At 36.1% G+C, this 25,195-nt stretch carries 14 protein-coding genes; 9 read left to right on the top strand and 5 right to left on the bottom strand.

Annotation, left to right across the window (positions count from 1 at the left end; all coding sequences use genetic code 11):
* Window positions 1-2: 2 nt before the first annotated feature.
* The 4 genes from pdhA to porU all read right to left on the bottom strand — a co-directional run bounded on the left by pdhA (window position 3) and on the right by porU (window position 6,814).
* The gene (gene pdhA / locus WFZ86_RS03455) at window positions 3-1,001 is read right to left on the bottom strand and encodes a pyruvate dehydrogenase (acetyl-transferring) E1 component subunit alpha (protein ID WP_342690633.1); all 999 of its coding nucleotides are present in this window, start codon (window positions 999-1,001) and stop codon (window positions 3-5) included.
* Between the two features lie 169 nt (window positions 1,002-1,170).
* Window positions 1,171-1,653, bottom strand: a complete 483-nt coding sequence (gene cdd, locus WFZ86_RS03450; protein WP_342690632.1) for a cytidine deaminase — start codon at window positions 1,651-1,653, stop codon at window positions 1,171-1,173.
* A gap of 143 nt (window positions 1,654-1,796) precedes the next feature.
* A complete protein-coding gene (porV, locus tag WFZ86_RS03445; RefSeq protein WP_342690631.1) occupies window positions 1,797-2,942 on the bottom strand; it encodes a type IX secretion system outer membrane channel protein PorV in 1,146 nt (381 codons plus the stop codon).
* Window positions 2,943-2,980: 38 nt separating this feature from the next.
* Complete coding sequence (gene porU / locus WFZ86_RS03440; RefSeq protein WP_342690630.1) at window positions 2,981-6,814, bottom strand: type IX secretion system sortase PorU; 3,834 nt, start codon at window positions 6,812-6,814, stop codon at window positions 2,981-2,983.
* Window positions 6,815-7,022: 208 nt separating this feature from the next.
* Here porU and gldJ point away from each other — a divergent pair, with 208 nt between their 5' ends.
* The gene (gene gldJ, locus WFZ86_RS03435; RefSeq protein WP_342690629.1) at window positions 7,023-8,708 is read left to right on the top strand and encodes a gliding motility lipoprotein GldJ; all 1,686 of its coding nucleotides are present in this window, start codon (window positions 7,023-7,025) and stop codon (window positions 8,706-8,708) included.
* A gap of 68 nt (window positions 8,709-8,776) precedes the next feature.
* A complete protein-coding gene (locus WFZ86_RS03430) occupies window positions 8,777-10,060 on the top strand; it encodes a UDP-N-acetylmuramoyl-tripeptide--D-alanyl-D-alanine ligase (RefSeq protein WP_342690628.1) in 1,284 nt (427 codons plus the stop codon).
* A 38-nt stretch (window positions 10,061-10,098) separates the two neighbouring features.
* On the opposite strand, the gene WFZ86_RS03425 is transcribed toward WFZ86_RS03430, so the two are convergent.
* Entirely contained in the window at window positions 10,099-12,972 is a 2,874-nt protein-coding gene (locus tag WFZ86_RS03425; protein WP_342690627.1) for a triple tyrosine motif-containing protein, read from the bottom strand.
* 344 nt (window positions 12,973-13,316) lie between these two features.
* On the opposite strand from WFZ86_RS03425, the gene WFZ86_RS03420 reads away from it, so the two are divergent.
* The 7 genes from WFZ86_RS03420 to WFZ86_RS03390 all read left to right on the top strand — a co-directional run bounded on the left by WFZ86_RS03420 (window position 13,317) and on the right by WFZ86_RS03390 (window position 24,995).
* Window positions 13,317-16,424, top strand: a complete 3,108-nt coding sequence (locus WFZ86_RS03420; RefSeq protein ID WP_342690626.1) for a SusC/RagA family TonB-linked outer membrane protein — start codon at window positions 13,317-13,319, stop codon at window positions 16,422-16,424.
* 14 nt (window positions 16,425-16,438) lie between these two features.
* Window positions 16,439-17,953 (top strand): RagB/SusD family nutrient uptake outer membrane protein, encoded by a 1,515-nt coding sequence (locus WFZ86_RS03415; protein WP_342690625.1) that lies wholly within the window; start codon window positions 16,439-16,441, stop codon window positions 17,951-17,953.
* A 16-nt stretch (window positions 17,954-17,969) separates the two neighbouring features.
* Window positions 17,970-18,851 carry a hypothetical protein gene (locus WFZ86_RS03410; protein ID WP_342690624.1) on the top strand — a complete coding sequence of 294 codons (882 nt, stop codon included), beginning with the start codon at window positions 17,970-17,972 and terminating at the stop codon, window positions 18,849-18,851.
* A 134-nt stretch (window positions 18,852-18,985) separates the two neighbouring features.
* Window positions 18,986-20,446 carry a glycoside hydrolase family 30 protein gene (locus tag WFZ86_RS03405; RefSeq protein WP_342690623.1) on the top strand — a complete coding sequence of 487 codons (1,461 nt, stop codon included), beginning with the start codon at window positions 18,986-18,988 and terminating at the stop codon, window positions 20,444-20,446.
* 211 nt (window positions 20,447-20,657) lie between these two features.
* On the top strand, window positions 20,658-22,127 hold the full coding sequence (locus tag WFZ86_RS03400) for a glycoside hydrolase family 30 protein (RefSeq protein WP_342690622.1): 1,470 nt from the start codon (window positions 20,658-20,660) through the stop codon (window positions 22,125-22,127).
* A gap of 61 nt (window positions 22,128-22,188) precedes the next feature.
* Window positions 22,189-23,922 (top strand): cellulase family glycosylhydrolase, encoded by a 1,734-nt coding sequence (locus WFZ86_RS03395; RefSeq protein ID WP_342690621.1) that lies wholly within the window; start codon window positions 22,189-22,191, stop codon window positions 23,920-23,922.
* Window positions 23,922-24,995, top strand: a complete 1,074-nt coding sequence (locus WFZ86_RS03390; RefSeq protein ID WP_342690620.1) for a glycoside hydrolase family 16 protein — start codon at window positions 23,922-23,924, stop codon at window positions 24,993-24,995. Before WFZ86_RS03395 ends, WFZ86_RS03390 begins: the two co-directional genes overlap by 1 nt.
* Window positions 24,996-25,195: the final 200 nt, after the last annotated feature.

Below are 25,195 nucleotides of genomic sequence, written 5' to 3'. Positions count from 1 at the left end.
GATTATAATTTGTGAGGGATGAATGGATAGTTTTCTTCTTCGTATACCATATCGTATAACTGTTGTAGTTCAGGGTATGGAGATTCTTCTGAGAATTTCACACACTCTTCTACTAAATCTTTTACACGTTGGTCAATCACTTCGATTTCTTCCTCTGTTGCAAATTTTTGATCCATAATTACATCTAAAACCTGAGTAATTGGATCTATTTTTTTGTATTCTTCGATTTCTTCTTTAGAACGATACAATTGAGCATCAGACATTGAATGTCCTCTGTAACGGTATGTTTTCATTTCTAAGAATGTTGGTCCGTCACCACGTCTTGCTCTTTCAATAGCTTCAGTCATTGCTTCGGCTACTTTCACAGGGTTCATTCCGTCAACAGGACCGCAAGGCATTTCGTAACCTAAACCTAATTTCCAGATGTCAGAGTGATTGGCAGTTCTTTCTACTGAAGTACCCATTGCATACCCATTGTTTTCTACAATGAAAACTACTGGTAATTTCCATAGCATTGCCATGTTGAACGCTTCGTGAAGTGAACCTTGGCGAGCAGCTCCGTCACCAAAGTAGGTTAGGGTAACGCCTCCAGTGTTGTTGTATTTGTCTCCAAAAGCTAAACCAGCTCCTAATGGGATTTGTCCTCCTACAATTCCATGTCCTCCGTAGAAACGGTGTTCTTTTGAGAAAATGTGCATAGAGCCTCCCATACCTTTTGAAGTACCTGTAGCTTTGCCTAGAAGTTCAGCCATTACTCTTCTTGGGTCAACCCCCATTCCGATTGGTTGTACGTGGTTTCTATAGGCGGTAATCATTTTGTCTTTTGTCAAATCCATAGCGTGGAGTGCTCCTGCTAAAACGGCTTCTTGACCATTGTACAAATGAAGAAAACCTCTTATTTTTTGTTGTATGTATAGAGCAGCTAGTTTGTCTTCAAACTTTCTCCAAAGAAGCATGTCTTCATACCACTTTAAATATACTTCTTTCGTAACTTCTTTCATCTGAAATAATTCTTTTGTAAGTGTTAATACTATTCGAAATGGTGTAAAATTTATTATTTTGAATTAAGGTTTTTGTAAACCGAACTTCTAATTCAACACAAATTTGCGAAATGCAAAAATAAGACATTCCGAGTAAGCAATAAAATTTAACAACCAGTTTTTATTCTGATTAGAGGAATTTTTTGTTAAACATAAAAGGAAGTAAGTTTTTAAGAGAATCAGATTGGTAGATTATACCTGTTTCTCCCATAAAATAAATTTCAATTGGTTGGTCTTGTTTGATTTCATATTCGGCTATGGATTGTCTGCAAGCGCCGCATGGAGGGATAGGTTCAGTGGTCGGGTTAGTGTCCGAAGCTGCGGTAATGGCCATTTTATTTATTTTCAATCCTGGATAATTCGCTCCAGCATAAAAAATAGCCACCCGTTCCGCACAAAGACCAGATGGATATGCTGCATTTTCTTGATTGGATCCACATACTACTTTGTTGTTCTCTAAAAGTATGGCGGCTCCTACTCTAAAATTCGAATAAGGTGCATAAGCGTTTTTGCGAATAGTAATCGCTTCTTGCATTAAGTCTTGAATTTCATTGGGTAATTCATTTATCGACTCAAATTGTTTGAATGAAGTAGAGATATTAATTTCTTTCATGATTCTAAATTTTCTTGTGTAGGCACTATTTACTTTTGAAGAAGTTTTTAGTGAAATCTTATTTTTATTCTTGAGGAAAAAAAATCCAAATTTCAAGGCTGTTGCGTTTGAAATTTGGATTTGTTACCAATTTAATGTGTTTTCTAATAATTTTCGTATTTGTCGCCAAAATTGAAGGTTAAAGAAAAGCGTAGGGTGTTCTCTAAAGGATTTTTAACCTTTGACGCAGAAAACAAATAGGATACATCTACTTTGACTACGTTATATTTGAAACCAGCTCCTAGAGAGAAGAACTTTCTTGCTCCTTTTTGGTCGCTTTCATGAAAATATCCAGAACGTAATGAGAAAGAATCTTGGTATTCGTATTCGGCTCCCAATGCGTAGGTAACTTCTTTTAGTTCTTCGTTAAAGCCTCCTGGTGCATCCCCAAGGGATTTAAAGACACCAGAAACCCATCCTATTTTGCGATAGTCTTCTGTTTTTTGATTAGCTTCATCGGTGGTATCTGTACTTTCGAATTGAGGTGTTGGAACTAATAGCTTATTGAATTCTAGATTTACGCCAACTTTGTTGTATTCATCTAAAATAAAATCGAAACCTGCACCGATCTTTAAGTTTGCAGGTAAGAAGTTATTGTTGAACTCATCATTATCGTAGCTTATTTTTGGTCCTAAGTTTTGAATATTAAAACCACCTCTCCATCTTCCGTTAAAGTCCGAATAGGCTATTTCTTCTGATTGATAATAACCCGCTATGTCTACAGCAAATGTACTAGCTGGCGAAGCATCACCGTTGTCTGAAGCAACTTTTAAATTAGAATGAATGAATCTCCCTCCCACAGCCATCGAGAAATAATCGCTTAAGTGAAGGGAATAGGAGCCGTCAATTGCAAATTCGTTTGGTGAAACTAGTCTTGCTGGATCATTTGCATCTTGTCTAAGTTCTATTTCACCTAGACCGAAATAGCGAATGCTGCCGGCAAATGCACTTCTTTCGTTGAAACGATTGTAATAAGTGACTTGACCTAGGGAGATGTCGTTTACAATGTCGGTTAAGTAGGGAGTGTAGCTCACTGAAAATCCTTGTTTGTCTATGGCAAACGCATATTTCGCGGGGTTCCATTGTTGTGAATAAGTGTCTGGAGAAGTAGCTACTCCAATATCTCCCATACCTGCTGCTCTTGCATCGGCTGCAATTTGTAGAAAAGGGACTCCAGTTGTAATTGTTCTATCTTGTGCTATTGCGTTGGTTGTTACTACGCCAATAAAAATCAGAATTAATTTTTTCATTACGTTATTAAAATCATTAAACAAATATAGTATTTAAATTAAAGGATAACCAATTTTTCTATTTTTTCAGCTTTTTTGTTGTTTAATGATGATTTGACGGTCAATCTATAAACATATACTCCTTTTCCTAGTCGGTCACCAAAATCATCTTTTCCATCCCATTTGATTTCTCTTGACAAAAATCCCTCGGTAATTATGATTTGATTTTTTGTCCAAACTACTTTCCCTGTAATTGTCATGACTTGTACTTGTACTTCTAAGGGTTCAAATGGCCTGTTGTGTGTGAACCAAAACTCGGTATAGTTTACAAAAGGATTGGGATAATTCAAAACGTTTGTAAGGTTTATAGATTCATTTCCTACTACCAAAAACTGAATTTCATTAATAACAGGATTGTTATAAACATCCCATGCTTTAATAGTTATCGTATGAAGTCCAATTGAAAGATTTCTAAATGGGAATCTAATGGTTCCTGAGGTGAAATCATCCAATTTGGTTTCGTAATAATCATTTAAGATAAATGGATTGCTTTCGTCTCCGTCTAAAATGGCAACAATGTCATGACCTATTCCGCTGGCGGTATTAATTCCATTTTCATCTTCTAATTGTACTATTAATATAGGAGACTGATTGGTAGTTCCGCCAGAAACGAAATTTTCATCATTCATATATAACTTCATTTTTGGACTAATATTGTCTGCAATAGCATTTTCGTTAATTCCTCCTATTTTAATAGTTGTGTTTTGTCCGGCTTGGTTTTCAAGAGCATTGTCTTTTTTTGAATAAAAACTGATTTTTCCATTTCCAACTGGAATACGAATATCCCTTGGAACGACAAAGCTAAATTCAAATTGACCGTTTTTTACTGTTGCATTTCCTCGGAAGATGGCTTCTCCTAAAGCCGAAAATGAAATGCTAGGACTGTTTCCATCATTGTTAAGTGTGTTTCTTGTGACTGATTTGTCAGTTATAATTGTTGCGATTTCTCCATTATAATTGGGTAATATATTATTGTTTTCATCTGCTACTTCACCAGAGATTTTCATTTTTGCTAATGACTTGAAGTCGTCAATTGGTTGTGAAATAGAAACATCATTCACTTTAGTTAGGTTGATTTTAGGTTTGGCAATGGCGAGTTGCAGTGCAGGGTCGCCAATAAAAACCACAACATTTGTAGATGAATTTGGATTTGTGTTTTTTGAAATTCTGAGGGCTTCTGCCATCGAAACGTAGGTGTTCGAGCCAAATGACAGCAAATTTCTAGTCAATAATGGATTAAAATTCTCTGCACTAAATTGCCCTATAGAGCGTATTGTTGTAATCATGGCAATAGCACCACCTTTTGGATTCCAGTACGTATATTCGCCTGCAGTTGGACGCAAAGGATTGTCAAATCTAGAAAATTCACAGGTAATCGTCACGAATAGTGGGTATTTGAAAGGATTGTTTAAGTTTTGGCCGTCTGATTTTTCCCAAATACGTTCTACAGCCAATCCGTCTTCGCCACCATGTCCTAAATAATTGAAGATCAAAGCGCCTTTTTCGAAGGCATTAAATAAATCTGTTCTAGCTTTTGGGTAACGAAATCCTCCAGCTGATGATTCTTGTACGTACGAGTCAAGTAATATTTTGGAGACGTTAAGAAATGGTTTTTCAGTTGTGATTAAATCGCCTAAATTGTTTTGTTTATCTTGTAATGTTGCATCCGAGGACACATCTGAATCATCTCCTATAAGTATGAAGTTGTTTCTCCAATTTCCGTAGGATTTTAAGTCATGATAGTCAATTACTTTTTGCACCATTTCTTCGGCTTGCTTAGTGTCGTCTACAATCATTCGGCCAACAGCGATATCAATTCCTCCAAAATTAGATGTTATGTTTCCTTCGTTGGTATCCATTAAACCAAAAAAATCATCTGAAGCAAAAGAAGATTCTCCTGTCGCATTACTTCTGAACGAGTGGAAAATAGGAACAATGTTGCTATTGTTATTGATTCTGTTTTTGTAATCGTAAGAAGCATCCCCGAAAAGGTTGACGTACTTAATTCTTTTGTATGGAGTAGAGGCGTTGTCATAAATGTATTTGATGCAATTTCGAATGGCTCCAATATCTTGTTTTCCAGAGGAAAATTCGTGATAAATAGCTTCGGTTGGGATTACTTTTACATTCAAATTGGAATTGTTTTTATGAAAAGTAGCCAGTTTTTCGGCTTGATTAATCAAAGAATTTGGTGTGATAATTACATAATCGATGTCTTGAAATTGACCCTGATTGTTTTTGAAAATAGTTCCTTTTATGTTTTGGTTGACGATTTTTGGTCTTTTCGAAATAGATGGAGTTAAAAAATTATTCGAATCGAGAGCGATATATTTTCTGATTTCACCTAAATTGGCTTTAAAGCTGAATTGACTTTGATTGTTGTTTTCAATTTTTTTAATAGCATTGAGTTCAGTTACATCCCATATCTGATTTACAGCTGAGGCATTGGAAAGTACATATTCAACAATTCCACTTGTAGAAAAAGCATTGTCGTATTGAAAATGAAATTGCTTTCCATACCCCACTAGTCTTCTTTTGGCTACCACTTTTATGTAATCTAAGTAGCCAATTGCATTTGGAACGCCTCCGTTATTGTAGGTGTATTTTATTTTGTTTTTTTCGAAGCCTAAAAAAGTAGCGGTATTTGGAAGGTTGCCAGTGTAAAAAGAAATTCCAGAATTGTTAGTTAGCGCAGGAAAATTTATGGTTCCAATGGGGGAGTTGTTAACAGAAACAAGGAATGAGGTCGTGGTGAAGGCAGCTGAAGCAGTTTCTGTACTGATTTTTACAGGTACTGTTGTGTCAATATTAGGGAAGTCAAAATCAAATTCTTGTTCGCTGTTGATGTCAAATTTTTCACCAAACCATTGCCTGCCTAGTTGTCCAATGTTGATTTGGTCTAATTCATGAAATTGTGTGTCGTCAAAAGTCGATAAATTTAAGGTTGGATTGCCAGAAGGCTGAGTAAGTGGTTGTATTCTTTTTCCAGATCCGCCATCAGTAGTGATATAATAATAGGATTGGTCTTCGTAGAGGTTGTTAAAGGTTTTGCTTTCTGTATTCCATGTGTCGGTTCCTTCACCATAAAAAAGAACATAGTCCTCATTGTTGAAGACTCCGTCATTTTCACCAATTACTTCAATAGGCGTTTCCTCAATGTCTAGTGGGTACGAATTGTTGTTGGTCAGGGGTATCATTTTTCCACCATTACCATATATTTTGATTCTTCTTGGGTCTATTGAATTGACTGACAAGCCTAGTTGCTGTAAAAAACCTCTTGAGATTTTGTAAACTCCCGATTTTTTAATTTGAAATTGGTACCAATTGCCTGAGGCTAAAACAGAATTAGTTATAGATTGTGTGCTAGCGGTTTTGTTTGTTATAGCTGTTCGGTTTGAATTTGGTACTACTGTATAGGATATTGAAATGACTTTTTTAACTCCAAAATTGTCTTTAATAATAGGAGAGAACCTTAAAAAAGCTCTGGTAAGATCTCTTGAAGTAGTGGTAAAAATCTTCTCATTTAGTGTTGAAGATAAGTTTGAAAGCGATACATCTCCCAGTTCTTCGTTAGATATGGTTTCGTAGGTTATGTTATTTATAATGACGCTTCCTTCGGTTGAACTCTCTTTTAATGGACTGCTATAGAGAATGGTCTTGGTTAATGGGTCAAATTGAAAGGCATTGTTGTCAAAAGTTGGGATTCTAAGCCAGTAATCTCCAAAGTTGATTTTTTTGGTAGGAAACCAATTAATTACAATGGTACCGCTGTACTGTCCGAAAGTAAAAAAAGGAAGCGCTAGCAATAACCATGTCAATAATCTATTTTTCATTTTGATTGTAACGAACTTTAGAGGTAAATATTTTAATGGGTAAAAATAATTTAATTACTCTAGGTTTTAATAATAAAAAATATATTTTTGCGTTGGTGTTCAGGGATTGAATAAATTTAATTAGCCCCATTAAAATTATTAAATATTGGTGTTGTAGGTAAAAGGTTAATTCTTATATTGCGACACCAAATTATGACCTATTAATAGTATGAAAGTAAAGAAAATTTTGAACTTAAAATTGATCGCATCAATTTTATTGATTGCAGGATTAGCTAGTTGTAGTAAGAAGTCTAGCTCTAGTAATGCTTCAAGAGCAACTGGATGGAACTTAGATCGTCAGAAAAATGTTGCTGCTAAAAACAAAAATCAAGCTGGCCCTGGTTTGGTTTTCGTAGAAGGAGGAACTTTTACTATGGGTAGAGTTCAAGATGATGTAATGCACGATTGGAACAACTCTCCAACGCAACAGCACGTTCAGTCCTTCTACATGGATGAAACTGAGGTGACCAATTCTATGTACTTAGAGTATTTAGAATGGTTGAAAAAAGTTTTTCCACCTACTGAAGAAAATTATAAAAACATTTACGAAGGAGCTTCTCCTGATACTTTAGTGTGGAGAAATCGTTTAGGGTATAATGAAACGATGACTAATAATTACTTAAGACATCCTTCTTATGCTGAATATCCAGTAGTGGGTGTAAACTGGATTCAAGCGAATGAGTTTGCTAAATGGAGAACTGATCGCGTTAACGAAAGTATGCTTGAGAAAACAGGATTTTTAAAGAAAAACGCAAAACTAACTGATGTATCTGCAGAAAGTCCTTTCAGTTCTGAAACGTATTTAGCTTCTCCAACTTCTGTTTATGGTGGAAATGAAGAAATTGTTCTTAAAGAAAGATCTAAAAGAAAAGCCCCAAAAGCTGGAAAAGATGGTAAAGTAGCAGAGCAAAAAAATGTTTACGCTCAACGTTCTTCGGGTATTTTATTACCTGAGTACCGTTTGCCGACTGAGGCTGAATGGGAATATGCAGCCGCTGCTGACGTAGGACAAAGAGAATACAATATTTATAAAGGTCAAAAGAAATATCCATGGTCTGGTAGCTATACTCGCTCTGGTAAACGCGTTAGTAAAGGAGATCAATTAGCCAACTTCAAACAAGGAAATGGTGATTATGGTGGTATAGCTGGTTGGTCTGATGACGGAGCTGATATCACTAATCAAGTGAAAAAGTATCCAGCCAATGATTTTGGTTTGTATGATATGGCTGGTAACGTTGCTGAATGGGTTGCCGATGTTTATCGTCCTATTATTGATAATGAGTGGAATGATTTTAATTATTATAGAGGGAATCTTTACACTAAAAATAAAATTGGTAAAGATGGTAAAATTGAGATTGTAACTACTAAAACTATTGAGTACGATACTTTGAGTAATGGTAAATTAGTTGCTAGAGCCTATCCAGGTCAAATCGCACAAGTGCCTGTAGATCAAAATGAAACTTATTTGAGACAAAATTTTGATAAGAGTGATAACATCAACTATAGAGATGGTGATAAGCAATCTACTCGTTTTTATGATTTCGGAAACACAGGTGAAGAAACTAAAGCTGATAAAGATGCACGTAAAATGTATAATTCTCCAAAACATAATGTTGCCGTTGATAGTTTAGGAAAAATGTCTAGAAAATATGATTCTTCTAGTAAAAGAACAACTTTGATTAATGATGAAGTTCGTGTTTTCAAAGGAGGCTCTTGGAGAGATAGAGCGTATTGGTTAGATCCAGCTCAAAGAAGATATTTGCCACAAGATATGGCAACGGATTATATCGGATTTAGATGCGCAATGTCTAGTGTTGGTGCCAAAGCGCAAAAAAGTAGATCGCCAAGAAATTAATTTACAATACTATACTAACAATAAAAGCCCTTTGATTAGGGCTTTTATTGTTTTAATTCTTTTTTATTATGGATATAGCTAGCATTCATAACCTATTCTTGCAGTGTGAATCAGTTTCTATTGACACACGTAAAATTTTGCCTAATTCATTATTCGTAGCCATCAAAGGGGATAATTTTGATGCCAATACATTTGCTGCTGAGGCTCTAAGTAAAGGTGCTAAATTTGTTCTTATTGATAATTCAGATTATTATATAGATGAGAGGACGGTTTTGGTAGATAATAGTTTATTGGCATTACAGCAATTAGCTCAATTTCATAGAAACTATCTCAAAATTCCTATTATAGCTTTGACAGGAAGTAACGGAAAAACGACTACAAAAGAGTTGATTCATGCTGTTCTTTCCAAAGTGTTCAACACTAAAGCCACAGTTGGTAATTTAAACAATCACATTGGAGTTCCCTTGACTTTACTTTCGTTTACTAAAGAAACAGAAATTGGTGTCGTAGAAATGGGAGCAAATCATAAAAAAGAGATTGAGTTTCTTTGTCAGTTGGCGACGCCTGATTATGGTTATATTACTAATTTCGGGAAAGCACATTTAGAAGGTTTTGGTGGGGTTGAAGGTGTGATTGAAGGAAAAAGCGAGATGTATGCTTATTTATCTTTTGCTAATAAAACTACGTTTATAAATCTTGAAGATCCCATTCAAGTGGAAAAGTCAAAACAGCTTTCTTCGTATACTTTTGGGGTAAACAAATCAGAAGCGGATATTGCTATTACTTCGGTACAGGCTAATCCTTTTGTAACCATAACATATAATGGTTTTTCAATTGTTACTCATTTAATAGGTTTGTACAACGCCAATAATATCAATGCAGCATTGGCTATTGGAACTTTTTTTAAAGTGCCTTTAGAATCAATAAAAGAAGCTTTAGAGAATTATATTCCGGAGAATAATCGATCACAAATGGTTGTAAAAGGATCTACTACCATTTTATTAGATGCGTATAATGCTAATCCGAGTAGTATGGCAGTTGCTATTGATAATTTTATTCAATTGGATAAGCCTAACAAAGTCTTAGTTTTAGGGGATATGTTTGAGCTTGGTGAAGAAAGTCTATTCGAACACGAACAAATTGTTCAACGTCTTTCTGTTGTCCCTGATATTCGTTGTTTTTTTATTGGTAAATCTTTCTTTGATTGTGCAATAGATCAAGAAAATTTTCAATTTTACGCTACTTTTGATGGCTTTTCTGCTTATTTGATAGATTATCCTTTATCTGATATCACTCTGCTGATAAAGGGGTCCAGAGGAATGGCTTTAGAGCGAACTTTGAATTTTTTATAACAAAAAACGCAACTTATCAAGTTGCGTTTTTTGTTGGATTAAATTTTCATTAGAAATCCAATTAGGTTTTCTTTTTTGTTGAGTTCTAATTTTTTGCGTAGTCGATATCTCGCTAATTCGACACCGCCATTGGAAATATTCATGATTTCTGCTATTTCTTTAGTCGACATATTCATCAAGAGATAAGTAGCTAAATCTAATTCTCTTGGGGTAATGGTTGGATATTGCTCTTTTAATCTTTTTAAGAAGTCATAATGCACATTTTTAATGTGCTTTTCTAAGTCTTTCCAGCTTTTATCGGAATTTACTTCTTTTATGATGCTTTTTTGGAGTTTGGTGAATTGGGTTTTCAAGGTTTCATCCAAATTATCATGATTGATTTCTTTTAGTTTATGGATAATACCATTGAGTATTTTATTCTTTTTGACTACTTGGAGAGAGTTGCTAACCAGCTCTTTGTCTTTTGCTAATATTTTAATTTTTAGTTTGTCATTTTTTAATTTTTCTATTTCTTTTTCTAATATGTATTGCTCTTGTCGAATTTTGGATTCTTTTTCTAGATACAATCGTCTTTGTTCGACAGTTTCATAATATTTGTTTTTTCTGATTTTTGCTTTTACTGTTTTTTGAACATAAACTATTACCGCAATTGCTGCAATTAAATATAGTAAGTAAGCGAAAAAGTGGCGATACCAAGGAGGTAGAACACTAAATTTTATGGTTGCCTCTTTTGATTGTACACCATAACTGTTTCTAACTTTTACTTTCATTTCATAACTTCCTTCACTCAAATTGGTGTATTCTTTGGTGAACATTCTCGACCAAGGACTCCATTTTTCATCAAAACCTTCAAGTTTGTATGAAAACTCTACGTTGTCAAGGTTTTCGTATGTAGGTGATGAAAATGAAAATTGCACATGATTTGAAGCATAAGGGAGCGTGTATTTTGTTGTGTTTTTTTGCCCGTTTCCTAAAAGTAAGGTATCTTTTTGGAAGGTGAAATTTCGGATATATGCCTTGGGTATTGTTACAAAACTGCTAGCTTGTTCAGGATTGTAATGAGCTAATCCATTGGTTAAACCAATAAAAATATTCTTTTGATTAATGGTGTTTATTGATAGGTAGTCACTAACTAGTTCACCAGTTAGATTTGAAAATGGCGCGACACTATTTTGGTAGCGATTGTTCTGTTTTTGTAACATGCCCAATCCTTGTCCGTAAGTGTACCAAATATTACCCAGTTGATCTTCATAAATTAGATTAACCGTTGGTATTTTTTGAAAAAGAGCACTAATGGTTTTGTCTTCATAAAAGGTTTCTTGGTCTTTTGAATATTTGAAGAAGTGATTTTTGGTTTGAAAGTACACTTTGCCATTAATACGCTGAATACTTCCGATGCCAGAATAGTTTTTGGTAATTGCTTTGTGTGTTTTTATTTTTGCATAACTTTTCAGGTCTGGAGATAAAGTCATTTGGTATAAAAGCCCATCTTTTTTTAACCAAACTGTCTCTTCGTCTATTTCAAAAGTACTAGATGAATTATCAAATCCCGAAATTTGATTGCGATAGTTCCAATTGTTTCCTTTTTTTTCGAATAAGGCAAAGCCGTTGTAGTTGGAACCTATCAGAAAATTGTCCTTTCCAGGTATTTTTTTGAAGCCAAAATAGCCTTTGACGTCCAAAATTTGGCTCACACGATCTCCCTGAATTACCATAGCTCCATTATTATTTCCACATAATAATTGATTGTCTATCACTTGAATGTTCCATGACTGTCCGGTGGTTCCTTCCACTAATTTGAAAACATCTTCTTTGAAGTTTTGACTCCAACTGTGATAAAAGACTCCTCTGTTGGTTGCCACATAAAGATTTTGATTATGTACGATAGAAGCATATACGGTACTGATGTCATAACTGAATCCAAAATAGGTAAAAGGAGAGTTCTCGTTGACAAAAGCAATTCCGTTGTCTAGTCCTAGCCAAATATTGTTTTTGTTGTCTATGAAGGAGGTTAAAACAGTGTTGTTTTGCAATCCTTTCTTGTGGTTGATATGTTGAATGATTTTTCCGTTGGTGTCACAAACGATGATTCCATTTAGAACGGTATTGATTACTATGAATTTATTCTTGATGGCAATGCCTCCTAATGAGCTGTTTTTTTTAACAAATGCATTGGTTTCGGTATTCCAAGGCTGTAAGGAATTATTAGCATAGGTGAAAAGTCCTTTATTTAAAGTTGCGATTAAAAGTTTATCATCAGGTAAAGGAATAATACTCCAAATTTCCGTAGGATTAAGCTGTTTTGTGCCTGGTAGCGTATGAAGACTTTTGTTCTTGTATTCCAAAAGACCATTCGCAATATCTTGTAAATATAATTTTCCATTGACCAAAAACGAGAATTGGAAACGTTTGGGTGCATTTATCGTTTGGATAGTATTGTTTTTAAAGTAAAAAGCTTTTGAAAAAGCTTGAAAAACTACCCCTTTATCAAACAAATGGATTTTCCATACAAAGTCAATGGTTTTGATTTTTGCTTTGGTTACCAAATGTGTTAGGGAATGATAGATTAGCCTCCCTTTTTCGTTAGGCTCGAAATAGCCAAATTCGTTGTATCCTCCAACATAAATTTTACCACTAGGATCTATTTTAACAGATCTAATAGCATCTGCATTAGTCATTTTATAGTTACGCCAGGTGGTTCCGTCAAATTGAAATAGTCCATTGTTGTTCGCAAAATAAAGGTTTCCATTTTTATCTTGATCGATGGCCCAGTTTTGTGTACCTCCTTTATAGTCGGATCGGTTGTAATTTTTTATATCAGGGAGTCCTATGCTTTTTACTTGACTTAGTAAACTTGAAATGTATAAGAGGAGTATAAAAGAATATAATTTTTTTTTGAAGTTGTTCATCATAAAGTAATGGGGCTAAAAATTCGATGATTATACGCAAACGTTTTCTTTTTGTTTGAAAATGATTCAAACGGGGACTTTTATTGTTTAAATTTTGTTAAAATATCAAAAATGCTGTTTTCTATACAAATGTAGTGTTTCTTTTAGTTTTTGTAATTTTTTAAAATAGCATTACTGTAAAATCAAAATATTGAAAATGAATATTTTGTGTTTTTTTTGATAAGTTTTTGTAAAGTTTATTTTTGGTAATTGATGTGTTTTTGTAAGGATTTTTAAATGTGAATCACAAAAAAAAACCTGTAGTATTGCGAGAAATTACAAATTAATTAACCAAAATTTTTAGAAAAATGAAATTTACAAAAACACTTATTTTTTGTTTTTCGTCACTCTTATTTTCCTTCTATGGCTTTGCTCAAGAAGCTGTAGTAAAAGGGAAAGTAGTAGACGAAAATGGACTTTTAGTTCCTGGAGCAACCGTTGCTTTAAAAGGGACAAAAGCAGCAACAACTACAGATTTTGATGGAGGTTTTTCAATTAAAGCTCCTTCGAACGGTACACTTGTTGTTAGCTTTATTGGTTACAACACAGTACAAGAAGCAATTAATGGAAGAACAGAAATTGATTTTAAATTAAAGTCCCAATCTCAAGAATTACATGAAGTTGTTGTTGTTGGTTATGGTACTCAAAAGAAAAGCGTAGTAACTGGAGCGATTTCTAGTATTAAAGCTAAGGAACTGGAAAGTTTACCATTAACTCGCGTTGAGCAAGCTCTGCAAGGAAGAAGTTCTGGTTTGACTATTGCGGCCAATTCTGGACAGCCAGGTTCTTCAGCTACGATTAGAGTTAGGGGGATTACTACTTTCGGTAATAATGAGCCGCTTTGGGTAGTTGATGGTGTGGTAGTTGATGCAGGAGGAATTGGTTATTTGAATCAATCTGATATTGCGTCTATCGAGGTCCTTAAAGATGCAGCTTCTCAAGCTATTTATGGAGCTAGAGCTGCAACTGGGGTAATTTTGGTGACTACCAAAAAAGGAAAATCAGGCAAAGTGAGTGTAAGCTACACAGGTTACACAGGCGTTTCTTCACCAGCAAGAAAATTAGGGTTACTAAATGCTACGCAATATGCTACATTGAATAACGAAGCACATGCAGCTGCTAATCAATCAATTTTGTTTCCTAATCCGAGTGCACTAGGAAAAGGAACAGATTGGCAGGATGCTATTTTTAATGACAACGCTCAGAGAATTGGTCATGAAATTAGCTTAACAGGCGGTAATGATGTATCAACCTACTTCGTTTCGTTTGGTCTATTAGATCAAGAAGGTATTGTAGCAACAGATATTTCTAATTACATCCGTAAAAACATTCGTTTGAACTCTACTCACAAAATTGCTAAAGGCATCACTTTTGGACAAACTTTAGGATATTCAAGAGAGAAAAATGTGGGGATTGGAAATACCAATAGTGAATTTGGTGGACCATTAAGTTCAGCCATCAATTTAGATCCAATTACACCTATAGTGGTTACTGACCCAGTGATTGCTGGTGCGGCTCCATATACCAATAATGGAATTTTCAGAGATAAAAACGGAAATCCTTATGGAATTTCAAATTTTGTTGGACAAGAAATGAGCAATCCATTAGCTTACATTCAAACAAGATTAGGCAATTACAGTTGGTCAGATAATTTTGTAGGGAATGCTTATCTTGAAGTTGAGCCTATCAAAGGGTTAAAAGTAAGAAGTACTCTTGGAGGTAAACTAGCCTATTGGGGCGACGAAAGTTTTACACCGGTTTCTTATTTGAATTCATCTACTATCAATTTGAAAAACAATATTTTCAGAAGTACCAACAAAGGTTTTGGATGGAATATCGAAAACACTGCTTCTTATAGCAATAAAATAAATAATCACAGTTTCAGTGTGTTATTAGGACAAGGTGCTTATGTAGATAATATTACTAGCGGACATGGAGTGACATATTTTAATATTCCTGTAACTAGTTACAAAGATGCTTCCTTTAATTTTAGTGTACCACAAGATCAAATCGACGCTTATGCTTATACCGGTTCCGAGCATATCGTAACGTCTATTTTCTCTAGATTGAACTATGATTATAATGAAAAATACTTACTAACGGGTATTATTAGACGAGATGGTTCTTCTCGCTTTGGTTCTAATAACAAATATGGTACATTCCCTTCTTTCTCATTGGGTTGGGTAGTTTCTAAAGAAGAATTTTGGAAAGAAAACGAGATTGTAAACTTATTGAAATTCAGAGGAGGTTACGGAATCACAGGTAATGATGCTATTGGAGATTTTAGATATTTAGCAACTATTGGTGGTGGAAGAAATTACACCTTCGGAAATGCTGGTTCAGTAACTGTAGGTAATAGTCCAAACGCACCTTCTAATCCAGATTTGAAATGGGAGGAAACTAGTCAGCTTAACGTTGGTTTTGAAACTCGTTTGTTTAATGATTTCAATTTAGGATTTGATTTGTATACTAAAAAAACCACTGGAATTTTACAAGATGTAACTCTACCAGGTTATGTAGGATCAACAGGAAGCCCAGTAGGTAACGTAGCGGATATGACCAACAAAGGTCTTGATGTAGAATTAGGCTATAAAAAACAAATAGGAGACTTATCTATTTCTGCAAATGCCAACTTGTCTTATGTACAAAACGAAGTAACTTATTTAGGAAATGGAATTGATTTTTTATCAGGAGGAGTAGGTTTCCAATCTAGTACTTATCCTATCACAAGGACACAAGTAGGACAACCCGTTAATTCTTTCTTTGGATTCAAAACAGATGGTATCTTCCAAAATCAAGCTGAAGTTAATGCGAATACTAACAGTTCAGGACAATTGATTCAACCAGGAGCGGTTCCAGGAGATTTTCGCTGGAAAGATGTAAACGGTGACGGAACTATCACAGCCGATGACAGAACTTTTATCGGAAGTCCATTACCTGATTTTACGTATGGTTTCACTTTGAATTTAGAATACAAAAGTTTCGATTTGTTAGTGTTCGGTCAAGGAGTAGCTGGTAATCAAATTTTTCAAGGATTACGCAGATTAGATATTGCTAATGCTAACTATCAAACCGAAGCATTAGGTCGTTGGACAGGAGAAGGTTCTTCAAATACATTCCCAAGATTAACCACAAATGATACTAATAAAAACTTCAATAATCCTTCTGATTTTTATTTAGAAGATGGTGATTATTTCCGATTCAAAACCATTCAATTTGGGTATTCTTTGCCTAGTAGTGTTCTTGACAAAGCTAGTATAGCTAAAGCGAGAGTGTATCTTACTGCTGAGAACTTATTCACTTTTACAAAATACTCTGGATACGATCCTGAGATTGGTGGTGGTGTAATGGGAATTGACAGAGGGTATTATCCTCAGGCAAAAACATTTATGTTGGGAGTTAATTTACAATTTTAATAAAACGTAAAATCATGAAACTAAGAAAATTAAAATATACTATCCATGCGTTAGCCTTATTATTTGTGGCCACCTCATGTAGTGATGAATTTTTAGAAGTAGAGCCTAAAGGGACTGCTCTAGAAGAAAATTATTATTCAAATGAAGCCGAAGCTTATTCTGGTCTTGTAGCTGTTTATGATGTATTAAGTAAGCAATCTGGCGGATTTGAAAACATGGTTTGTATGATGAACGCTGGTTCCGATGATCATTATGCTGGTGGCGGTGGAGCTACTGATGGAACAGGCATGCAATCTTTTTCAGATTATTCTATCAGTCAAGTAACTATTCCAGGAAGCTTTTGGAATAATTTTTACCAAGGAATATTTAGAGCCAATACTTTGTTAGTAAAATTACCAAATGTTCCTATGGACGATGCTCAAAAAACTAGATTTACTGCTGAAACAAAAGCGTTGCGTGCCTACTATTATTTTGAGTTAGTTCGTTTATTCAAAAACATTCCATTGATTACGGCCCCAATCCCTACCAGTGAAATTTACAATGTATTGCAAGCGAAACCTGAAGATGTGTATGCTCAAATCGAAAAAGATTTGAAAGAAGCTATTCCTAATTTGCCTAATACTATAACTAACCCTACTACAGAGTCTGGACGTTTTACCAAAGGTGCTGTCAAAGCATTACTTGGAAAAGTGTACTTGTACGAAGGTAAAAATGCTTTGGCTGCTACTGAATTGGCTGAAGTAAATGGTACACCTGGAGGAACAAGTCCTTTTGGTTACAAACTATTGGCAAAATATTCTGATTTATGGGTAATCAGTAACAAGTTCAATTCGGAAGCAATTATCGAAGTATCTCATACTAGCAAAAGTAATGCTGGCTGGGGTAACTGGGGCTCAGGTTCTGATGAAGGAAATTCTATTAACGTAATGGTTGGTCCAAGGGGATATTCAAGACCAGCTAATTCTACAGCACCTGATTATGCTGCAGGTTGGAGTTTCAATCCAATAACTGTTGATTTGTATAATGCTTTAAAACCAGATCCACGTTTTAGCTCAACTGTTGTTGATATGAAAGATTTGAAAGCTCAAGGTCTTGCTGATTATTCTCCAGGATACAAAGACACAGGTTATTTTATCAAAAAATTCATGCCTACAACTGCCGACGTAACTACTGGTGGTGGGGATGCAGTTTTGAACTACAAACAAAACGTATACGTTATTCGTTTGGCAGATACTTATTTGATGGAAGCTGAAGCTTTGGGAGGAACAGGAGCTAGAGCTCAAGCGCTTCTTGATGCGGTTCGTGCTAGAGTTGGATTACCATCTGTTCCAGTTTCAATAAATGCAATTATGGCTGAACGTAGATTAGAATTGGCTTGCGAAGGGCACCGTTGGTTCGACTTGGTTCGTACAGGAAGAGCAGCAGCTGTTTTGGCAAGTAGAGGTTTTATCGCAGGTAAAAACGAGATCTGGCCTATTCCGTTGAAGGAATTAGAAAACACCAAACTGGTTCAAAATCCAAATTATTAATCGTAAATCAAAAGATATGTTTGTAAATAAAATTTCAAAAAGCGCCATTTACTTATTCTTTGCTTTTGCATCAGTAAGTACTTTGCTTAGCTGTCAGCCTGATGATGCGGTTGACGGAAACGGATTGACCGATGCTAATGTAGACGCTTCATTTACCATTACACCAGTAGACGGAGCAGTAAATACCTATATACTAGAAGCACAAACCAAAAATGTTATCGCCTCAAAATGGAATATTGGCGATGGATTGTATTCAGGTAAAATGACAGAGAAAATTTCGCTTCCAGATGCAGGAACCTACAAAATCACACACATTGCTGTAGGAAGAGGTGGTTCCGAAAACGTAACGACCAAAGAAATTGTTGTAGCTACTTCAGATCCATTAAAAGGGAATTTGGTAAAAGGAGGCAACTTTGCCAATGCTGCCGATCATGCACAATGGAGCAGTTGTAATTTGAGTCCATCAGGCGCTGCCAAATGGAACTTCAAAACTGGAAGTGCTACCATCAATTCTAATGGTGGTTGGGCTCAAGAAGCCATGTACCAAGCTATTGATGTAGTAAAAGACAAAGAATACACCATCGATATGAATGTTTCTTCAAACGATGGTTCGAACGAAACTTGGTTCGAAGTGTATGCTGGAACTACAGTACCGGCTTCAGGAGTAGAATACAAAGACAACAAAGTGATGGGATTAAGTACTTGGGACGGTTGTGCAAAAGCTGCCTTCTCTGGAAAACTATCAGTTGTGGGCTGTGTAAAAAATGCCGCTGGAGTTATCTCGAACACCGTAAAATTTAGTCAAACCGGAAAAATATATCTAGTAATTCGCTGCGGCGGAAACACATTTACTCCAAGCGGAATTACCATTTCCAAAGTGGAGTTTAGAGGAAAGTAAAATTGTTTAAGTTGAGTTAAGTTTTGAGTTTTGTTGTTAATAGCCCATTCTCATCCAGATTATGGGCTATTTTTTAACAAAACAACGTAACTTAGGTGATTAATTATCAGGTATTTAAAATAAAATTGAATAAAATGAATAAATCGGCTATATCTCTATTCTGTTTGCTTCTTATGGGAACCCTTTTTGCACAACAAAAGGAAAGCAAAGGAAAACAAGCGTTTACAACAGCTGGAAAAAAAGTAACCGTTTACACCACAGCAGCCAATACCGACTTGCGATTAAGCCCGACAGCTAATTTGGTTTTTGCAAAAGCAGCGCAACCGCTAGAAACAGAAATATCCATTTTTGTAGAACCACAACGAAAATTCCAATCCTTGATGGGAATTGGTGGCGCTATTACGGATGCAAGTGCCGAAGTGTTTGCCAAGTTGTCAAAAGAAAAACAGCAAGAATTTTTAACCGCTTACTACGATACACAAAAAGGCATAGGCTATTCATTGCTAAGAACAACAATTCATAGCTCTGATTTTAGCAGTGGAAGCTATACTTATATCGAAGAAGGCGATAAGGATTTGAAAACATTTTCTATTGCGCACGACAAACAATTCCGAATCCCAATGATTAAGCAAGCCACGCAAGCTGCAGGCGGAAAAATAGTAACCTATGTTTCTCCTTGGAGCCCACCAGCCTTTATGAAAAGCAACAAACAAATGCTAAAAGGCGGAACACTCTTGCCAGAATATTACCAAGCTTGGGCCAATTATTACACCAAGTTTATCAAAGCCTACGAAAAAGAAGGAATGCCTATTTGGGGATTGACCATTCAAAACGAACCTATGGCAGTACAAACTTGGGAATCTTGTGTTTTCTCTGCCGAAGCTGAAAGAGACTTCTTAAAAAACTACCTTGGACCAACCTTAAAAAAAGAAGGACTAGGCAACAAAAAAATAATTGTTTGGGACCACAACCGCGATTTGATGAACCAAAGAGCCAATGTGATTTTTACCGATCCCGAAGCCTCTAAGTACGCTTGGGGAATGGGATTTCACTGGTACGAAACTTGGGCAGGAGGCGCGCCAATGTATGACAACGTAGCCAAAGTGCACGAAGCGTTCCCAGACAAAAACCTCATTTTTACCGAAGGTTGTATCGAAAAATTCGATGCCCAAAAGTACCAGTTTTGGCCTAACGCCGAACGATACGGAGCCTCAATGATACATGATTTTAACAACGGAACCGTAGCTTGGACCGATTGGAATATTCTCCTCGATGAAAAAGGAGGGCCTAATCACGTGGGCAATTTTTGTTTCGCACCCATCCATGCCGACTCTCAATCGGGAGCCCTAATCTACACGCCGTCTTATTATTATATTGGTCATTTTGCCAAATTCATTCGCCCTCAAGCGCGCAGAGTAGCCACGGCCTCTAGTCGCAGTAGTTTAATCAGCACCTCATTTCAAAATGCAGATGGTTCTATGGTCACCGTGGTCATGAACCAAAGCGACAAAGAAGTTACCTACAATTTGATGATTGCTTCCGAGAAAACCGTAACCACAATACCACCACATAGTATTCAGACCTTGCTGTATTAAAACAGCAAAAACAGGAATAGGAAAAGCAGGAGCGAAACATTAGGCAGTACCTGTAGGCAACGTTCCCGCCATCCTTCCTAAGCAGCCGAGCCGAACACCGGCTCAGCTGCTTATCCCTCCTGTCGGGGCTAGGCAGCTATCAAAAGTGATTTTTTGGCAGCAAAGCATTCATATCAAAACTAACTCTAAAATTCTATAAACATTCCTACTTATGAAATTTGAAATAAACAAAACAACACGATACTTACTTTACAGTTTGGCCATTGCCATGCAAATCAGTTGTTCTTCCCCAAGTGATGGAGGAGATACAAATCCCACACCGCCACCACCGCCTAATCCTCCCGCTACCAAAAGCGAAGTAGATTATTGGCTTACCAAAGGCGACCAATCCGTACTATTGACCAAACAAAATGCGATTCTTGCTTTTGGAACTTTGCCCAATGCTTATGCCTCTATCGAAGTAAACGACGCCCAAACTTTTCAAACCATCGACGGATTTGGGTACACCTTAACAGGAGGTAGTGCCGATGTCATCAACCAGCTCACCGCTACTAAGAAAAAAGAATTATTGCAAGAACTTTTTGGTTCTTCAGCAACTAGTATCGGCGTAAGCTACATTCGTATCAGTATTGGTGCTTCAGATTTGAATGCAGCTCCATTCACTTACAATGACCTTCCTGCTGGCGATACCGATTTGACTTTGTCAAAATTCAGTTTGGCCCCAGATAAAAATGGCGTGATTGCAATTTTAAAAGAAATTTTAGCCATCAATCCAAATATTAAAGTTCTTGCAACACCATGGTCTGCACCACTTTGGATGAAAGACAAAGCCAGTTTCGTTGGAGGAAGTTTGCAAACGCAATATTATGGAGTATACGCAAACTATTTTGTAAAATACATCCAACTTATGAAAGCTGAGGGCATCACCATCGATGCGATTACGCCACAAAACGAACCTTTGCATGGTGGTAATAATCCAAGTATGGTAATGACAGCAGAAGAACAAGCCAATTTTATCAAAAATAGTTTAGGTCCTGCTTTTAAAACAGCTGGAATAACGACTAAGATTATTGCTTATGACCACAACTGCGATAACATACAATATGCCACTACCATTTTTAATGATGCTGCAGCAGCACCATTTGTAGACGGTTCTGCTTATCATTTGTATGGTGGCAATATCAATGCACTTTCTTCAATCTACAATGCTTTTCCTACAAAGAATGTTTATTTCACAGAGCAATACACAGGAGCAGATGGGGATTTTGGAGGGGATTTAAAATGGCATGTAAAAAATGTAATCATTGGCTCTATGCGCAATTGGAGTAAAAATGCATTAGAATGGAATTTGGCCAACAACAGCACTTTCGGGCCACACACTAATGGTGGCTGTTCTACTTGCAAAGGTGCATTAACAGTAAATTCTAGCGAATCTTTCAATCGTAATGTTGCCTATTATATCATTGCTCATGCTTCTAAATTCGTGCCTGCTGGTTCCGTTCGAATTAGCAGTAACATAGTAGGAAACTTAAACAATGTAGCTTTTAAAACACCTGCAGGTAAAAAAGTTTTGATTGTAGAAAATGATGGTAATACCAACGAAATTTTTAATATTAAAAACAACGGAAAATGGGTAACCACCTCACTTGATGCGGGTGCTGTAGCCACATTTGTTTGGTAGTTTTCTTCACACCCCTTTTAGAGTATGAAACTTTGAAAGGGTTATTTTAAACACAATAAAAATGAAAAAAATAATTTTTATTCTTCTCGTTTGGCTGCCAACAGTCGGATGGGCTCAAGGCTTTTTACACAGAGACCATCAAAAGATTGTTGATGGAAAAGGACAAAATATAGTACTTCGAGGCTTGGGTCTAGGAGGTTGGATGGTGCAAGAAGGCTATATGCTCAAAACGGGCAATTTTGCTGGACCACAATACAAGATTAAGGAAAAAATTATAGAAGTAATTGGTAATGAGGCCACCGAAAAATTTTACCAAACCTACAAAGACAATGGAATTACCAAAAAGGATATCGATTCATTGGCTGCTTGGGGATTCAATTCAGTGCGATTGCCCATGCATTACAATTTGTATACACCCGCTATTGAAAACGAAAAAAATGGTGAAATCACCTGGCTAGAAGAAGGATTTAAACGCACCGATGCTTTGCTAAAATGGTGTGAAGCCAATAAAATATATTTGATTTTAGATTTGCATGCCGCTCCCGGAGGTCAAGGAAAAGATGCTGCAATATCAGACTATGATGGGTCAAAACCATCGCTCTGGGAGAGTGCTGCTAATCGCAATAAAATGATAGCTTTTTGGAAAAAAATAGCCGAACGCTACAAGGACAATCCTTGGGTGGGAGCCTATGATATTATCAATGAGCCCAATTGGAATTTTACCGGAACCAATGCCAATGGCTGTGACGAAGCTTCAAATGGGCCTTTACGTTCTTTGTTGATGGAGACTACTCAGGCCATTAGAGCCATTGATAAAAACCATTTGATTTTTATCGAAGGCAACTGTTGGGGCAATAACTACAACGGAATTTTTCCGCTTTGGGATGATAATTTGGCTTTGAGTTTTCATAAATATTGGAATACCAATGATCAAGCTTCTATTCAAACGATGTTGGATTATAGAACCCAATACGATGTGCCAATTTGGTTAGGCGAAAGTGGTGAAAACTCCAACGTTTGGTTCAAAGAAGCCATTAGTCTGGTAGAGCAAAACAATATCGGTTGGTCTTTTTGGCCAATGAAAAAAATAGAAAGTATTGCTGGTGTAACTTCGGTAACTCAGCCGCAAGGCTATCAGCAATTATTGGATTATTGGAAAGATGGAAAATCAAAACCAAGTCCAGCTTTTGCCACAAAAGTTCTGATGGAATTGGCGAATAATTACAAGCTAGATCAGGTAACTATTAGACCAGATGTGGTAGATGCAATGTTCAGACAAGTACAGGATCCTAGTGCAAAAGCTTTCAAAAAACACCTACTTCCTGCTCGAATTCTAGCTACCAATTATGACTTGGGTACACAAGGAGTAGCTTATTATGATACCGATTTTCAAAATATCGATGGTACAAAATTCACCCCTTACAACAAAGGTTTTTCTCTTCGAAATGATGGGGTCGATATAATCCCTTCAAGCAATAAAGAAAGCAAAGGTTTTCAAGTAGGATTTATTGAGGCGGGCGAATGGTTACAATACACCATAACTTCCAAAAAGAAAGCTACGTATTCAGTTAGTATTACTTATGCGAGTGCCACAACAGAGGGGCAAGTGCATTTGGTTTTTGGGAACAACAAAAAAACAGAAAGTATTCTGCTGCCCGCTACAGGAAACAATGACAAGTATAGTACTGTCACGATTTCCAACATTGCTTTAGAAAAAGGGGAGACACCCGTACAAGTCGTTTTTGAAAAAGGAGGAATCCAATTTATTTATTTAGAATTTAAAAAAATGAACTAATGATAAAAATACACACTTTTAATGCAAAAATAGGTTTCGTTTTGGGCTTGTTTTTATTGGTTTTTCTTTCTTGTAGTGGCTCGGGTAGCGGTTCTGAAGAACCTGTTATTCCAACGCCTTCCAATCTTTCGGTTACCGCAACTATTGTGGGTGCCGATGCGCAAAACCCTGCCGGTGACGGAAGCGGAAAAGTTAATTTTAAAATTAATGCCACCAATGCTACTTCATACAAACTATTGATAGAGGGCAAAGTGATTGATGTAACCACTACCGATTATGCTTATGTTTTTAAAACTGTTGGCACGAATAGTTATACCATTTTAGCTTCGGCTTATAATGGCGCTAAATACATTAACACGTCTATTTCGGTAACGGTAAAAGTTGAATCAAAATTGGTTTGGTCTGATGAGTTTAACGTAAATGGAGCTCCTGATCCTTCAAAATGGAACATTCAAGTTTGGGATCCAGGACACGTAAACAATGAGTTGCAATCGTATACCAATCGTTCTAAAAATCTAATCGTTGAAAATGGAGTTTTAAAAGTTACGGCTTATAGAGAAGATTACGGCAAAGGTAAATTTACTTCAGGAAGAATCGAGAGCAATGGCAAATTTGAGTTTACGTATGGAACGATTGTCATCAGAGCCAAAGTACCAGTTGGTGTAGGAACGTGGCCAGCAGTTTGGATGCTTGGCGCTAATATTGGAACCGTGGGATGGCCAGCTTGTGGAGAAATAGATATACTAGAATCAGTTGGAAAAAATTTGGATCAAAATCATTCCTCACTGCATTCGCCCGGACGTTCTGGAGCTACTCCTGATACTGGAATCATAAAAGTACCGAACAGCAGCACCGAGTTTCATATTTACAAAGCCAATTGGTCTGCTTCCGAAATCAAATTTTATGTAGATGATGTGTTGTTTTACACGTTTCAAAATTCTGATAAATTTCCATTCAATAAAAATTTCTACTTGATTGTCAATCTGGCAATGGGTGGTGTTTGGGGTGGAGATGTAGATCCTAATTTTACTTCATCTACTTTCGAAATTGATTATATAAGAGTTTATAATTAAGGAGCTTATCATTAATAACATTTTTATAACCAAATATTTAGGTTTGCTTTAAAATGTTTAAGTTTTATTTGTTACCACAAAGGGGCAAAATCGTGTTGGTATTTTAGAGTATCAATAAATATAGATTGACTTTTAAACGCTTTATTGATAGCGTTTTATTGACAACTTTTTTATGTTAATCAAACAATTATTTTGTGTTG

Source organism: Flavobacterium polysaccharolyticum, from assembly GCF_038739875.1.
Lineage (GTDB): Bacteria > Bacteroidota > Bacteroidia > Flavobacteriales > Flavobacteriaceae > Flavobacterium > Flavobacterium polysaccharolyticum.
The sequence above is the reverse complement of the archived record's forward strand: the minus strand, read 5'-3'. Positions and strand labels throughout refer to the sequence as shown.